We start from the raw sequence: 13,456 nt of genomic DNA, 5'->3' as shown, positions 1-13,456 counted from the left end.
AGGCCCCCTTGACACGTGACGCTCCTAGCTCTAGCTTCTGTTTAGCCCCCCTCAACAGAGGGGGTTGCTGCAGAGGCGGAGTTTAGGCCCCCTACACGAAAGGTTCCTCGTGGACGCCACTAGCTACTCCCCAGACGGTCTGACTTCGACCATCTTGCGTCTACTGGATGCACAGGTGTCGGTGGAGATTGCGCAGTCGGCAGCGCCGACGTCGGCGCTGCTGGACGGCACGGCACTGGAGCGCCGCAACCGCCGCATCGCTGGCCGCGCCCTGGCTGGGATCACCGCGCGGTACGGCGTGAGCCTGGTTCAGGCGCAGCGTGAGGCCGAGGTTCCGGTGCTGCCGCTAGAGGCGACGATTCCCGCGCCGGTGTTCGGCAAGGTCAAGCGTGTCGGTCGCAAGGCGCGTCGTGAGGCCGCTCGCGCCGCTGCTGCTCGTTCCGGCGTGGGTCGGGTGGCGTGATGAGTCTGACCGCCGCTGTCACCTTCGCCGTTGTCCTGCCCGGTCTGCTGGTGGCGCACACCGTGGCTGATCACTGGGGGCAGACCGGTCACCAGGCCGCGGCCAAGGGCCGTCCCGGTCGGGCGGGTCGTGTGGCGTGTGCGTCGCACGTAGCGGTCTACACCGCCGTCACAGCCGCGGCCGTCGCGCTGCTGTGGGCGGTGCTGGACCTAACCATCTCCCCCGCCGGGTTCCTCGCCGGTCAGGTGGTCTCCGCGGTGACGCACTACTGGGCCGACCGCCGCACCACCCTGGCGAAGCTGGCCGCGCTGGTGGGCAAGGCCGAGTTCTACGCCCTGGGAGCGCCCCGCGAGGTCATCGCGCTGACCGACACCGACACCAAGGTCCGGTTGTACCGCGCGGACGCCTCCGGTGCGGAGGTGTCGTGGGACAACCCGAGCTTGGGCACCGGGGCGTATGCGTTGGACCAGTCCTGGCACTGGCTGTGGCTGCTCGTCGCGGCGCTGCTGACCGCCGTGGTGTCGTGATGGGCCGCCGCCAGCACCCGTGGGTGCTCTCCGCAGTGCCGTGGTCGCCGGACACGCAGTACATCCGGGGCACGTGCGAGGGGGTGCCGCTGCTGTCGTGGGGCACCGCCGACCGCGCCCGGCTGGCCACCTACCGGCAGTTGCGCCGGCGGGGACTGCGTCCCGGTGGTCAGGACCCGGTGGCGGTCCTGTACTTCCGCCACAACGCCTCCAAGCACCAGGTCAAGGCCAACCTCTACCGCATCGACCTGGCCAAGCCCGTGCGGCCGATGACCCCGGCCCGCTGGACCGCCCTGGCCAAGGCCAACCTCGCCCGCCGCATCTGCCACAGCTGCGGCCGCGACGTCGGCTACGTCGTGCCCACCAGCACCCGGCAGTGCTGGCCGTGCTTCGAGGCCGACGACATCGCACAGCACGCCGCCTGAGCACCAGGCACACCACCGAATCCGCACACCAGTAAGGAGATCAGCCGTGCGCATCCCCAACCCCGACGGCACCAAGCGCCCCTGCCCCACCTGCGGGCAGCCGACCGTGCTCGCCGAGATCAGGCCCGCCCAGGGCCAGCGCGTGCACTGCGGCACCTTCCGCGCCGAGTGCCACGTCCAGCAGGGCCGCCGCGCCGCCGCCTAGCTGTGCCCGGACCGGCGGCCAGTCCGCCACAGACACACCGCCGGTCCGGCTCTCACAACCCCAACGATCACCAGACCGAAGGAGCACACCCAGTGTCCAGCACGTCCAGTGCCGCGTTCAAGGCGGCCAAGTGGGTCGGCGGCAAGGCCGTCGGCAGCCTCACCCAGTCCCGCGCCTGCTGCCCCGCTCCCACCGGCAAGGGCGGCAAGCCCTGCGGTAAGGCCGTGGCCACCGGCCGCATGGCCGACGGCCGCACTTGCGGCCGGAACCTCTGCCAGATCTGGCGCGACACCTGACCCGCACAGCGGGCGGTGGGCACCTGGCCCCGCCTTCACGACCGGCCGCCCGCACTCCGCCACCACTCCGGTTCACCAGACCGCAGGAGCACCCGTGCAGTTCAAGAACAAGGCCGCCGAACGCGACTTCCACGCTGACGCCCGCCACCTTCGCCAGCAAATCAACGACTACCGCGCCCTGGGCGAGCACGACACCGCCGAGCAGCTCGTCAAGGAGTCCCAGCGCCGCGGACGGGGAGCCGATGGCTACCCCCTCGACTACCGCGGCCTCAAGGACCTCAGCGACCCCCGCCGCCGCTGACACCGCCCCGGATCGGCGGGCCGTCCGCCACCACGACACACCCGCCGATCCGGGCTCTCACCACCCCGCAGCGTCACACCGACCAGTCAGGAGCACCCCGTGCACCACATCGTCCCAGCTTCACCGACCCCTGTCCGGGTCCTCTCCTTCGGCTACCTGCACTCCACCCCACCAGCAGCGGAACTGGTGCTCGACGTGCGCCGCTACCTGTCCGACCCCGCCCGCGTCCGCGACACCGGACTGCTCGACTCCGACGGCCGCGACCCCGCCGTGCAAGACGCCGTAATCGCCACCCCCGGCAGCCTCGCCACCCTGCTGGCCCTGCGCATCTTCACCGACGGCTACCCCGCTCACAAGCCGCTGACCATCGCCATCGGCTGCGCCGGCGGACGCCACCGCTCCGCCGCCCTCGCCGAACTCCTCACTTCCGAACTGCTCGCAGACGGCATCCCCGCCCAGGTCCACCACCTGCACATCCACCTGCCCCGCGTCCTGCACGACACCGACGACACCGCCCCCACCCAGCAGGAAGGGCACCCCCGATGAAAACCACCCTGCTCCTGCTCCTGCTCGGTCTGGGAGTCACCACCGTGGTCCTGCTGTGGAAAGTGCTGCTCACCGCCACCGCCGTCGCCCTCGTGCAGTGGGCCGTCACCACACAGATCGACCACCCCGCCGCCGTCGCCGTCGCCTACGCGATCCCGGCGCTGGCCGTGGCCTATCTGCTCACCCGCCGCCCCGCCCCACGGCTTCCGCGTTCCCTGCGCACCGCTCACGCCTACCGAGGAGGTTTCCGGTGACCACGACGTTCTACGACCGCCGCGCCGAGCGCACCGCCGCCGCCGCTCAGGCCGAGCAGCAGCGCGCCGACGCCGAGCGCACCCGCGCTGAAACCGCGCTGGCGATGGTGCAGGTCCAGCAGGCCCGCGCCCACGCCGCCGCCGAGCTGTCCGAGCGACGCCAGCAGCGCGAGCAGGCCGACAAGCAGGCCACCCGCCAGCGCCGCGCCGCCACCCGCGCCCGGTGGGCTGCCAGGCTGCCCGAGTGGCTGCTCTCCGTGCTGTGGGCCACCGTCATCGTCTCCCCGATCACCCTGGCGTGGCAGGCACAGCGCTCCTTCGCCGAGACCACCCTCGCGCTGCCCGCCACGACGTCGTGGCTGTTCCCGCTGGCCGTGGAAGCCGGGGCGTGGGTGTGCGCGTTCGAGGCCCACCGCCGCACCAAGGCGGGGTTACCGGTCGGGGCGCTGCCCACGTGGATGTGGGTGCTCGCCGGGATCGCCGCCGGTATCAACCTGCTGCACGGCACCGCCGATCACGGCCCCGTCGCCGGGATCGCCCTGGCCACCATGAGCCTGCTCGGGGTGCTGCTGCACCACGTGCGCCAGGCCGCCGACCACGCCGCCGCCGAAGGCCGCGACACCGCGCAGCTGCGCCGCGCGCTGTGGCGTCGCGTGCGCTTCCCCCGGCTGTCCTTCGCCGCCGCATCCATCGCCGCCGCCCGCTCCGGGCGCGTCGACGCCGAGACCGCCTGGCGTCAGGCGTGGGTCGACCGCTACGGCGTCGGCCCCGACTCCTCCCGCCGCGATCGCCGCCTGGCCCGCACCATCACCCGCCACCGGTGGAGCGCCGACCGCAAGGCCGCGCGGTCCGGTGACCTGGTCATCGTCGGCGGGGTCATCCTGCCCGCCGTCATCCCCGGCCTCACCACCGAGACCACCCCCGCGCCGCCCGCGCTGACGATCGTCCCGGCCGTGGCGGAGCCCTCCGCCGAGCCCGCCGACACGGGCACCGACACGCCGGTCGTTCAGGGCGAACTGTCCCCTCGGGCGGCCGACCTGCTGATCAAGGTGCGGACCGCCATCGCCGCCGGTGAGCTGCCCGCCGCGCCCGCCGCCACCGCCATCCGCAAGCAGTTCGGCGGTGCCAGCGAGACCGCCCGTGAAGTCCGCGACGCCCTCAAGCACGACGCCAGAAGCGAGGCCGCCTGATGAGCACCACCACGACCGCCGTCGGCACCCCCGACCCCGACGAGCAGCCCAGCAACGTCGTCCCCCTGCGCCCCGTCGACAGCAGCACGGCCGTTCCCGGCGTGGCCGGTGAGGTGGAGCGGTCGGCGGTGGTCGAGGGTGAGTTGCTGACGCCGGAGGAGTCGGCGGCGGTGGACCGGCGGATCGCCGCCGCGCGGGCGGCGAAGTTCGTGCGCGCTGCCGCCGTGGCCCCGGTGCGGGTGGTGCGCGTCGTGCGGGAGTCCGAGCGCACCGCCACCGCCGCCAAGACCACCCTGGGCCCCGCGCTGTGCGTGGTGCAGGGTGTGGAGTCCTGGGTCATCCGCGGCTGGGACGCCGGAACGCTGGGTGTCTACCGCCGCCAGATCCGCTCGGCGGAGGCGATGGGCGACACCGAGGCGCTGCGGGACTGGACCGACCGCAAGGAAGCCGCCGTGGAGCGCCGTCACCAGCGGATCAAGGACCTGCCCGTGCTCGCCGTCGGGGTCGCCAAGACCCTCGTCGGTGGGTTGGTCGGAACGATCGTGCTGGTACTGGTGCTGGGCGCGGTCGTGCAGATCACCGGCGCCGGTCAGTTCACCGCCGTGGTCGGCGGCGCGCTGGACATCGTGCGGTGGGTCATCACCGCCGTGGCGTTCGCCTGGGCCCCGTTCGTGATGCTCGCGCCGCTGGGTGTGCTGCTCGCGGCGTGGCGGGAGGGCCGCCGTCGGGGCACCGCGCCGGGGTGGCTGGCCACCGCATCTGACGGCGGCGTGGACCTCACGATCGACGAGACCACCATCGCCCGTGCGCTGGAGGCGCTGCGCATCCAGCAGATCAGCGCCTACATCAAGCAGGGGTTGCCGTTGCAGTACCTCACCCCGGCCCGCCGCGACGGGCGCGGCACGCACGCCGTGCTGCGCCTCCCGGCCGGTGTGACGGCCGAGAAGATCGCTCGCCGCCGTGCCGACCTGGCCACCGGCCTGCACCGGCTGGCGAAGGAGGTGTGGCCGACCACCGGCAGCGAGGCCGGAATCCTGGACCTGTGGATCGCCGACAAGGGCGCGCTGGCCGAGGGGGCGGGGCCGTATCCGCTGCTCACCGACGGCGCGGTGGACGTGTTCAAGGGGGTGCCGTTCGGGCGGACCCTGCGGGGTGAGCCGATCACCGCTCCGGTGATGGAGCGCAACACCATCTCCGGTGGCATTCCCGGACAGGGCAAGTCCTCCGGGGCGCGCGTCATCATGGCCGGTGCCGCCCTGGACCCCACCGCTGAGCTGCGGATCTGGGTGCCCGACGCGAACTTCGACTTCGAGGCGTTCAAGCCGCGGTGCTCCCGCTACGTCATGGGAGCCGAGGACGAGAAGATCGCCGAGATCCTGGAGCACCTGCGGGAGCTGCACGCCGAGGTCCAGCGTCGCGGGGAGCTGCTGGTCAAGTACGAGATCCCGTCGGTGACGCGGGAGTACGCCAGCAAGGGCGTCGGGCTGCACCCGCTGTTCGGGCTGCTGGAAGAAGCGCACGTGGCGATCCAGCACGCCGTCTACGGCAAGGAGATCTCCGGTCTGCTGGTCGACGTCGTCCGGCTGGGCCGCAAGCGCGGCATCCACCTCATCCTGTCCACACAGGCCCCGACGAAGGACTCGATGCCGCGCGACGTGACCCGCAACTGCTCCAACGGCATCGCCTACGCCGTGGGCGACCACGTCGCCAACGACGCCCTGCTCGGGCAGGGCGCGTACGCCGCCGGGCACCGCGCCACCGAGCTGATCCCCGGCACCGACCGGGGAACCGCGGTGGTCAAGGGCTTCAGCGGGGAGCGCTCGGAGATCGTGCAGGCGTACTTCCTGGACGTCGCCAAGGGCAACGACCAGGTCACCCCCATCATCGAACGCTCGCTCGCCGCGATCCGGACCGCCGGGCGCACCCTGCCCGGCAGCGACGCCCCCGCCCCGCAGATCGAGTCCGATCGGGACCTGCTCGAAGACCTCGACGCCGTGATGGGCCAGGAGCCGATCAAGGCCGCCGACCTGCCCGCGCTGCTGGAGCGCCACGCTCCCAAGTGGACCCCCTACAAGACGATGACCGGTAAGTCCCTGCGCGACGAGTTGGCCGCGCTCGGCGTCAAGGTGCCCTCCACCGGCAACAAGTACCCCGTCGATCCGGTCACCGTCCGTGACGCACTGGCTCGGCGTGCCACCGCCGACCTGGACGAGCAGGACTAGTCACCACCAGCGGCCGAGTTAGGTCGGCACCACCTCGCCAACACCGCGTATCCCGGCCCTGACCAGGGCTACACGGAGCCGACCTAACTCGCCCAACCAGGTAACTAACCCCTGATCAGCACGCACACGGGGCGACCTAACCCGCCGGGTGAAAAACCTAACTCGATCCCAGTGGCCTAACTCAGCCCCGACACCCCGCACACCACCCACGACGAGCACCCGCACCCGGTGCCCGCCGCACCCCCGCACACCCACATGTCATCACTCACAGTCACGAGATGGAGGGCACACGCCATGCGCCACCTGATCGCCGCGCTCGCCCGGCTCACCGCGGCCTGCCCCCTCTGCTTCGCGCCCATCCCCGCAGACCGCGTCATGTGCACCGGCTGCGCCGCCCGCTGACGACAAGGAGCACCCGCCATGCCCGACGACAACCTCATCCACCTCGAAGTCAAGCGCAGTTGGTGGGACGGCAGCTCGAAGACCGCGTGCGGGCTACACGTCAAGCGGCCCGAAGCCGTGTGGACCTGGTTCACCTCGCGCACCTGGTGCCCCACCTGCAAGGCCGCCGACCAGGCGGGCAAGTAACCGCATCCCGGACCGGCGGGCAGTCCGCCACGACACACCCCGCCGGTCCGGGCTCACACCCCAGCCCCACCTCCACAGGAGACACATCATGAATCCTCTGCTCGACCACGCTCTAGCCGTCGCCGCGCGCGGCTGGCCGGTCTTCCCGCTGCGCCCCGGCACCAAGCGCCCCGCGCTGCACGGCACGACCTCCTGCCCTCACACCGGTCCCTGCATGACGGGGCACCTGGGGTGGGAGCAGCGCGCCACCACCGACCCCGACCGCATCCGCCGCGCCTGGAACACCGCCCCGTTCAACATCGGCCTGCCCACCGGCCCGGCCGGACTCGTCGTGGTCGACCTCGACACCCCGAAGTCACCCGCCGACGTGCCCCCGGACGGCTGGAACCGGGAGGGGGTGTCAGACGGCCACGACGTGTTCGCCCTCGTCTGCGAGCAGGCCCGGCAGCCGGTGCCGTGGGAGACCTTCACGGTCCGCACCGCACGCGGCGGCTCACACCTGTACTTCGTCGCACCCTCCGGTGTGGAGCTGCGCAACACCGAGGGCGATGCCGGCGGGCTGGGGTGGAAGGTCGACACCCGCGCGCACGGCGGCTACGTCGTCGCCCCCGGATCAAACACCCCGCACGGGGCCTACACGGTCTTGGACGACCGGGAACCCGTCGAACTGCCCGGCTGGTTGATCCAGGCACTGTCTCCCAAGCCGCGTACGGCGCTCTCAGCGCCCGTTGTGGTGCCCTCACAGCGGATGCCCGCCTACGTCGCCGCCGCCGTGCAGGGCGAACGCGACCGGGTCGCAGCGGCGCAACCAGGGGCGCACACCCGCACCCTGTTCATCGCCGCCGTCGCACTCGGACAGCTCGTCGCCGCCGGACACCTCCCCCCGGCTACAGCGGAAGCCCACCTGCACGCAGCCGCCACACACATGATCACCGACCAGTGCCACTGCACCGAACGAGAAGTCCTCCGCACCATCACCAACGGCCTGCGCGCCGGAGCCTCCCGACCACGACAAGCACCCGCCGACCGGCAGCAGCTCGGTGTGCGAGGTGCGGCATGAGCACCGGCCACCAATTCCCCGCGCTGAAGGAAGCCCAGTCATGAGTGAGCACAGCGGCGCGGAAGTCCTCGACCGAGTACAGGCGTTCCTCTCGCGGTTCAACGCTTTCCCCGATCAGCACTGCGCGCCGATGCTCGCCCTCTGGTACGCCCACACCTGGGCCGCCGAACACTTCTACATCACTCCGCGACTGGTGCTCTCCAGCGCGGAACCGGGATCTGGAAAGACGCGCGTTCTGGAGGTGGCTCGTTTCCTGAGCAAGGCACCGGAGATGACGTTTTCCGCTACCCCTGCCGCACTATTCCGCATGGTCGGCGCTGGACCCATCACGATTCTGTTCGACGAGATCGACGCTATTTTCGACGCGAAGGGTGGCGGTAACGAGGACCTTCGGGCGCTGGTGAACGCCGGATACAAGCGGTCCGCCACCGTGGCTCGGTGCAAGGGCGACGCGGGCAACATGGTCATCGAGCGTTTCCCGGTCTACGCCCCTGCTGCGCTGGCTGGAATCGCCGGTCGGATGCCCGACACCATCATGAGTCGAGCTATCACCATTCACATGCGTCGTCGTCGGGCGGACGAAACGGTGGAGCCGTTCCGCGAACGGCAGGTGGACGAGCAGTCGACTCCGATCCGTGAGGCGCTGGCCGCGTGGGTGGAGTCGGTGGGTGACCAGGTCGGCACGGCCTATCCCGAGATGCCCGACGGCGTGGCCGACCGGTCGGCGGAGATCTGGGAACCGCTGCTGGCCATCGCCGATGCTGCCGGTGGTCACTGGCCTGACACCGCGCGCGCTGCCTGCCTGTACTTCGTGACCGCGTCGCAGAGCAACCCCGCTTCCGACCGCATCCGCCTGCTGGCCGACCTGCGGGCCGTCTTCAACGACCGCGGTGTGAAGCGCATGAGCACCGTGGAGATCCTCGCCGTGCTGCACAGCATGGACGAGGCCCCCTGGGGCGACTTCTACGGCAGGCCGATCAACGCACGCCAACTCGCCGTGGAACTCAACGCCTACGGCGTCAAGGTCACCGCCTACAAGAGCGGTGGCAAGACGTTCAAGGGGTACGTGGTCGACGGGGACAACGGACTCGGTGACGCGTGGGCGCGCTACCTCCCGACCGAGAACGTTGACGAGGGGACGGCGGTGTGAGTCGACAGGAGTTGCTCACGGTTGCGGAGTTCTGCGCCGAGTTCAAGGTGTCACGTTCGACGTTGTACGAGTGGCTGGCGAAGAAGACCGCACCCCGGTGCCGCAAGTTGCCGAACGGTCAGTTGCGGTTCAGCCGGTCAGATGTGGAGAAGTGGTTCAACTCGTGCGAGGTGGCAGCGTGACGGACACGAGTTACGACGTTCGCATCTACGCGATCGACGTCTACAAGGGCAAGCGCACGACGACCCATTGGGTTCGATGGTCGGTCGACCGCATTCCGTCCAAGAAGGCGTTTCGGACGGCCGCGCTCGCGAACAGCTTCCGGGCAAGTCTGTTGAGCGCGGCCAACAGGGGAGAGGCGTTCGACCGGGAGACCGGGCTGCCGGTGTCGATGGCGCGGAACGCGAACACGTCGTCGTGGTTCGCGTTCGCCTGTTCGTTCGTGGACATGAAGTGGCGGGACGCGGCTCCGGGGCAGCGGCGGACCATCGCCGACGCGCTGACGCCCATCACCGCGGCGCTGCTGGCCACGACGCGCAGCACGCCGGACAACGCGGTGCTCCGGAAGGCGATGCGGGCGGCGTTCAACACCAACCGCCGCGACGAACGGCACTCGGCCGACGTGGCCGCGGCGCTGGCGTGGCTGGCGCAGAACACGCGGCCGGTGAGCGACCTGGCGAAGCCCGACGTCCTGCGGTCGCTGTTGGCCGACGTCGAACGCAAGTTGGACGGCAAGCGAGCTGCGCCGGACACGATCCGACTTCGCCGGATCACGCTCGGCAGTGCGCTGGACTACGCGGTGGAGCAGAAGCTGCTGGACGCCAATCCGCTCAAGGAGGTGACGACGAAGAAGCGGAAGACCGTCGTGCACCAGGTGGACCGGCGTTCGGTGGCCAACCCGGTGCAGGCTCGCACGCTCCTCAGCGCCGTTCCCGGCATCGGGCGGACCGGTGGCAAGCTCGTCGCGTTCTTCGGCTCGATGTACTACGCCGCGCTGCGGCCCGAGGAAGCGTCGGCGCTCCGCAGGAACCACATCGACCTGCCGCCGCGCGTGTGGGACCAGGAGGCGGGCCGGTGGCGGGTCACCGAGTGGGGTGAAATTCACCTCACGACAGCGGCCCCGGAGATCGGGGCCGAGTGGACCGACAGCGGCCGGCGGAACGAGGAGAGGGGACTCAAGCACCGGGCGGAGGACGAGGGCCGCACGGCACCGTGCTCGCCGCAGTTGGCGCTGCTGTTCTACGACCACTTCGACACCTTCAGCATCGCCCCGAACGGGTTGCTGTTCGTCGCCGAGCGCGGGGGCCGGATCAGCAGCACGACCTACGGCAGAGCGTGGGCAGCGGCGCGGGAGGCGGTGTTCACACCGGAGGTGGTCGCCTCACCGCTCGCCAAGCGCCCTTATGACCTGCGTCACGCCTGCGTCTCGACGTGGCTCAACGCGGGTGTGGAGGCCACGCGGGTGGCGGAGTGGGCCGGGCACAGCCTCGGCGTGCTCCTGCGGGTCTACGCGAAGTGCCTCGACGGAGGTGAGCGCATCGCGCGCAGGCGAGTGCAAGCACTGCTGGACGGGATGTAGGGGGAGGCAGATCACCTCCCGGAAAACTTCGGCACGTCCTCGGCACAGGCACTCGTAGAACGCCGTTGACGGCCGGACACAGCCGGACAGAACGTCAAAGGCCCTCTGACCTGTTTACCCAGGTCAGAGGGCCTTTGACGTGCGTGGCGGGTGTAGGATTCGAACCTACGTAGGCGTAAGCCGACGGATTTACAGTCCGCTCCCATTGGCCGCTCGGGCAACCCGCCTCGCACCCGGTGGTGCCGGGTACGGGGAAGACAATACATAACCCGAGTGCGGTACTTCCAATCGGTACCCCCGGTAGCATCCGAGCAGGTTCAGACCCCACTGACTCGGAGGTGCTTGGCACGTGGCGGACCCGTCGTTCGACGTGGTGAGCAAGGTCGATCGCCAGGAAGTCGACAACGCGCTCAACCAGGCGTCCAAGGAGCTCGGCACGCGGTTCGACTTCCGCGGCACCGGGGCGGACGTGTCCTGGGCGGGCGAGGAGGCCATCACCATCCAGGCGGAGACGGAGGAGCGCTGTCGCGCCGCCGTCGACGTCTTCCAGGAGAAGCTGGTCAAGCGCGGCATCTCCATGAAGGCGTTCGAGGTGGGCGATCCCGCTCCCTCCGGCAAGGTCCACAAGGTGACCGGCACCCTGGTGCAGGGCATCTCGTCGGAGAAGGCCAAGGAGATCGCCAAGAAGGTCCGCGACGAGGCGCCCAAGGGCGTCCAGGCGCAGATCCAGGGCGACCAGCTGCGGATCTCCGGCAAGAAGAAGGACCACCTCCAGGAGGTCATCTCCCTGCTGAAGGGCTCCGACTTCGGCATCGCGCTGCAGTTCACCAACTACCGGTGAAGGGCATCGTCCTCGCCGGTGGCAGCGGCACCCGGCTGCACCCGATCACGCAGGCGGTGTCCAAGCAGCTCCTGCCGGTCTACGACAAGCCGATGGTCTACTACCCGCTGTCGGTGCTGATGCTGGCCGGCATCCGGGAGATCCTGCTCATCTCGACGCCGACGGACCTGCCGCTGTTCCGCCGCCTGCTGGGCGACGGGTCGCAGTTCGGCCTGCGGCTGGAGTACGCCGAGCAGGCGCAGCCCAACGGGCTGGCCGAGGCGTTCCTGATCGGCGCCGACTTCATCGGCGGGGACGACGTCGCCCTCGTGCTGGGCGACAACATCTTCTACGGCCAGGGCTTCTCGGACGTGCTCAAGCGCCAGGTCGCCGGGCTGGACGGCTGCGTGCTGTTCGGCTACCCGGTGAAGGACCCGCAGCGCTACGGCGTGGGCGAGGTGGACGCCGACGGCAGGCTCGTCACCATCGAGGAGAAGCCGGCGGTGCCGCGCTCGAACAAGGCGATCACCGGCCTGTACTTCTACGACAACCGGGTCGTGGACATCGCGCGGTCGCTGACGCCCTCCTGGCGCGGTGAGCTGGAGATCACGGACGTCAACCTCGCCTACCTGCGGGACGGCAAGGCGCACCTGGTCGACCTCGGGCGCGGTTTCGCCTGGCTGGACACCGGCACGCACGACTCGCTGCTGGAGGCGGGGCAGTTCGTGCAGGTGCTCGAACACCGCCAGGGCGTGCGCATCGCGTGTCCCGAGGAGATCGCGCTGCGGATGGGGTTCATCACGGCGGACGAGTGCTACCTGCTGGGCTCGAAGCTCGCGAAGTCCGGCTACGGCGAGTACGTCATGAACGTCGCGATCAGCGCCGGGGCGACGCCCGCCTGACGCCCGTCGTCGCCGCTCCCCGCGAACGGGAGCGGCGACGTGCCGCCCTCCTCAGCCGACGGGGCGGTCCGCCATGCGCTCCAGGCGGCGGACGCGGTCGGCGATCGGCGGGTGGGTGGAGAACAGCGTCGCGAGCTGCTCCCCCGGCCGGAACGGGCTGGCGATCATCAGGTGCGACTGCGCGATCACGGCGGGCTCCGGCGCGAGCGGCGCCGCCAGCGTCCCCAGCTCCAGCTTGCGCAGCGCCGAGGCGAGCGCCAGCGGGTCGCCGGTCAGCGTCGCGCCCGCCTCGTCGGCCCGGTACTCGCGGGACCGGCTGACCGCCATGCGCACGACGCCGGCCGCGACCGGCCCGAGGACCGCGACGAGCAGCAGCGCGATCGGGTTGGGCCGGTCCTCGTCGTCGCCGCCGAAGAGACCGGCGAGCATCGCGAGGCCGGCGAGCGCGCTCACGACGCCGGCCAGTGCTCCCGCGACGCAGGAGACGAGGACGTCCCTGTCGTGGACGTGGGACAGCTCGTGGCCGAGGACGGCGCGCAGTTCGCGCTCGTCGAGCAGTTCCAGGATGCCGGTCGTGCAGCACACGGCGGCGTGGCGGGGGTTGCGGCCCGTCGCGAACGCGTTGGGCGCGCGCGTCGGGCTGATGTAGAGCCGCGGCACCGGTTGCCGCGCGGTCGTGGCGAGCTCGCGGACGATGCGGTGCATCGCCGGCTGCTCCACCTCGGACACCGGCCGTGCCCGCATGGCCCGCAGCGCGAGGGCGCCCGAGTTGGCGTACGCGTAGACGGTGACGCCCAGTGCCACCACCAGGCCGATCACCAGCGCCGTCCGCCCGAAGAGCGAACTGACGAGGACGATCGCCCCGGCCGTGGCACCGAGCAGCAACGCGGTCTTCACCCCGTTGTAGTGCTTGTGCACGGTGCGTCGC

The 13,456-nt window shown here is 70.7% G+C and carries 18 protein-coding genes and 1 tRNA gene; 17 read left to right on the top strand and 2 right to left on the bottom strand.

All coding sequences use genetic code 11. The annotated features are described in order from the left end of the window. Positions 1-109 precede the first annotated feature (109 nt). From IMZ35_RS15095 to IMZ35_RS15025, 15 genes are all read left to right on the top strand, one after another. Complete coding sequence (locus tag IMZ35_RS15095) at positions 110-463, top strand: hypothetical protein (protein WP_199441710.1); 354 nt, start codon at positions 110-112, stop codon at positions 461-463. Further along, a complete protein-coding gene (locus tag IMZ35_RS15090) occupies positions 463-990 on the top strand; it encodes a DUF3307 domain-containing protein (protein WP_199441709.1) in 528 nt (175 codons plus the stop codon). The genes IMZ35_RS15095 and IMZ35_RS15090 overlap by 1 nt, the downstream gene beginning before the upstream one ends. Continuing rightward, the gene (locus IMZ35_RS15085; protein WP_199441708.1) at positions 990-1,415 is read left to right on the top strand and encodes an RRQRL motif-containing zinc-binding protein; all 426 of its coding nucleotides are present in this window, start codon (positions 990-992) and stop codon (positions 1,413-1,415) included. The genes IMZ35_RS15090 and IMZ35_RS15085 overlap by 1 nt, the downstream gene beginning before the upstream one ends. Positions 1,416-1,461: 46 nt before the next feature. Beyond that, complete coding sequence (locus tag IMZ35_RS15080; protein ID WP_199441707.1) at positions 1,462-1,620, top strand: hypothetical protein; 159 nt, start codon at positions 1,462-1,464, stop codon at positions 1,618-1,620. A 92-nt stretch (positions 1,621-1,712) separates the two neighbouring features. Further along, entirely contained in the window at positions 1,713-1,916 is a 204-nt protein-coding gene (locus IMZ35_RS15075; RefSeq protein ID WP_199441706.1) for a hypothetical protein, read from the top strand. Between the two features lie 94 nt (positions 1,917-2,010). Further along, entirely contained in the window at positions 2,011-2,217 is a 207-nt protein-coding gene (locus IMZ35_RS15070; RefSeq protein ID WP_199441705.1) for a hypothetical protein, read from the top strand. Positions 2,218-2,316: 99 nt separating this feature from the next. Next, positions 2,317-2,763 carry a RapZ C-terminal domain-containing protein gene (locus IMZ35_RS15065; protein ID WP_199441704.1) on the top strand — a complete coding sequence of 149 codons (447 nt, stop codon included), beginning with the start codon at positions 2,317-2,319 and terminating at the stop codon, positions 2,761-2,763. After that, positions 2,760-3,017 (top strand): hypothetical protein, encoded by a 258-nt coding sequence (locus IMZ35_RS15060; protein WP_199441703.1) that lies wholly within the window; start codon positions 2,760-2,762, stop codon positions 3,015-3,017. The genes IMZ35_RS15065 and IMZ35_RS15060 overlap by 4 nt, the downstream gene beginning before the upstream one ends. Continuing rightward, positions 3,014-4,207, top strand: coding sequence for a DUF2637 domain-containing protein (locus IMZ35_RS15055; RefSeq protein WP_199441702.1), 1,194 nt, complete (start codon positions 3,014-3,016; stop codon positions 4,205-4,207). The genes IMZ35_RS15060 and IMZ35_RS15055 overlap by 4 nt, the downstream gene beginning before the upstream one ends. Then, complete coding sequence (locus IMZ35_RS15050) at positions 4,207-6,429, top strand: ATP-binding protein (protein WP_199441701.1); 2,223 nt, start codon at positions 4,207-4,209, stop codon at positions 6,427-6,429. The genes IMZ35_RS15055 and IMZ35_RS15050 overlap by 1 nt, the downstream gene beginning before the upstream one ends. 420 nt (positions 6,430-6,849) lie before the next feature. Then, positions 6,850-7,017 (top strand): hypothetical protein, encoded by a 168-nt coding sequence (locus IMZ35_RS15045; protein ID WP_199441700.1) that lies wholly within the window; start codon positions 6,850-6,852, stop codon positions 7,015-7,017. Between the two features lie 88 nt (positions 7,018-7,105). Beyond that, positions 7,106-8,077 carry a bifunctional DNA primase/polymerase gene (locus IMZ35_RS15040; RefSeq protein ID WP_199441699.1) on the top strand — a complete coding sequence of 324 codons (972 nt, stop codon included), beginning with the start codon at positions 7,106-7,108 and terminating at the stop codon, positions 8,075-8,077. Positions 8,078-8,117: 40 nt separating this feature from the next. Then, positions 8,118-9,227, top strand: coding sequence for a DUF3631 domain-containing protein (locus IMZ35_RS15035; protein ID WP_199441698.1), 1,110 nt, complete (start codon positions 8,118-8,120; stop codon positions 9,225-9,227). Next, positions 9,224-9,409, top strand: coding sequence for a helix-turn-helix transcriptional regulator (locus IMZ35_RS15030; protein ID WP_199441697.1), 186 nt, complete (start codon positions 9,224-9,226; stop codon positions 9,407-9,409). The genes IMZ35_RS15035 and IMZ35_RS15030 overlap by 4 nt, the downstream gene beginning before the upstream one ends. Next, entirely contained in the window at positions 9,406-10,806 is a 1,401-nt protein-coding gene (locus IMZ35_RS15025) for a tyrosine-type recombinase/integrase (RefSeq protein ID WP_199441696.1), read from the top strand. Before IMZ35_RS15030 ends, IMZ35_RS15025 begins: the two co-directional genes overlap by 4 nt. A 144-nt stretch (positions 10,807-10,950) precedes the next feature. Here IMZ35_RS15025 and IMZ35_RS15020 read toward each other — a convergent pair. Next, positions 10,951-11,033: transfer RNA gene (locus IMZ35_RS15020), tRNA-Tyr, on the bottom strand. Between the two features lie 122 nt (positions 11,034-11,155). Here IMZ35_RS15020 and IMZ35_RS15015 point away from each other — a divergent pair. Both IMZ35_RS15015 and rfbA read left to right on the top strand, forming a co-directional pair. Beyond that, on the top strand, positions 11,156-11,647 hold the full coding sequence (locus IMZ35_RS15015; RefSeq protein ID WP_199441695.1) for a YajQ family cyclic di-GMP-binding protein: 492 nt from the start codon (positions 11,156-11,158) through the stop codon (positions 11,645-11,647). Then, positions 11,644-12,528: a glucose-1-phosphate thymidylyltransferase RfbA gene (gene rfbA, locus IMZ35_RS15010; RefSeq protein ID WP_199441694.1), complete on the top strand. Its 885-nt coding sequence runs from the start codon at positions 11,644-11,646 to the stop codon at positions 12,526-12,528. Before IMZ35_RS15015 ends, rfbA begins: the two co-directional genes overlap by 4 nt. Before the next feature lie 51 nt (positions 12,529-12,579). On the opposite strand, the gene htpX is transcribed toward rfbA, so the two are convergent. Continuing rightward, positions 12,580-13,446, bottom strand: coding sequence for a zinc metalloprotease HtpX (gene htpX / locus IMZ35_RS15005; protein WP_199441693.1), 867 nt, complete (start codon positions 13,444-13,446; stop codon positions 12,580-12,582). Between the last annotated feature and the right edge of the window lie 10 nt (positions 13,447-13,456).

This window comes from Umezawaea beigongshangensis (assembly GCF_016464305.1).
Lineage (GTDB): Bacteria > Actinomycetota > Actinomycetes > Mycobacteriales > Pseudonocardiaceae > Umezawaea_A > Umezawaea_A beigongshangensis.
Note: the sequence above shows the minus strand (reverse complement) of the source record. Positions and strands in the feature narration are given on the sequence as shown.

Excerpts from the sequence above, each read along its gene's own strand:
- IMZ35_RS15045 (WP_199441700.1), top strand. The coding sequence starts at position 6,850 with ATGCCCGACGACAACCTCATCCACCTCGAAGTCAAGCGCAGTTGGTGG.
- IMZ35_RS15090 (WP_199441709.1), top strand. The coding sequence starts at position 463 with ATGAGTCTGACCGCCGCTGTCACCTTCGCCGTTGTCCTGCCCGGTCTG.
- IMZ35_RS15060 (WP_199441703.1), top strand. The coding sequence starts at position 2,760 with ATGAAAACCACCCTGCTCCTGCTCCTGCTCGGTCTGGGAGTCACCACC.
- IMZ35_RS15040 (WP_199441699.1), top strand. The coding sequence starts at position 7,106 with ATGAATCCTCTGCTCGACCACGCTCTAGCCGTCGCCGCGCGCGGCTGG.
- IMZ35_RS15035 (WP_199441698.1), top strand. The coding sequence starts at position 8,118 with ATGAGTGAGCACAGCGGCGCGGAAGTCCTCGACCGAGTACAGGCGTTC.
- IMZ35_RS15085 (WP_199441708.1), top strand. The coding sequence starts at position 990 with ATGGGCCGCCGCCAGCACCCGTGGGTGCTCTCCGCAGTGCCGTGGTCG.
- IMZ35_RS15050 (WP_199441701.1), top strand. The coding sequence starts at position 4,207 with ATGAGCACCACCACGACCGCCGTCGGCACCCCCGACCCCGACGAGCAG.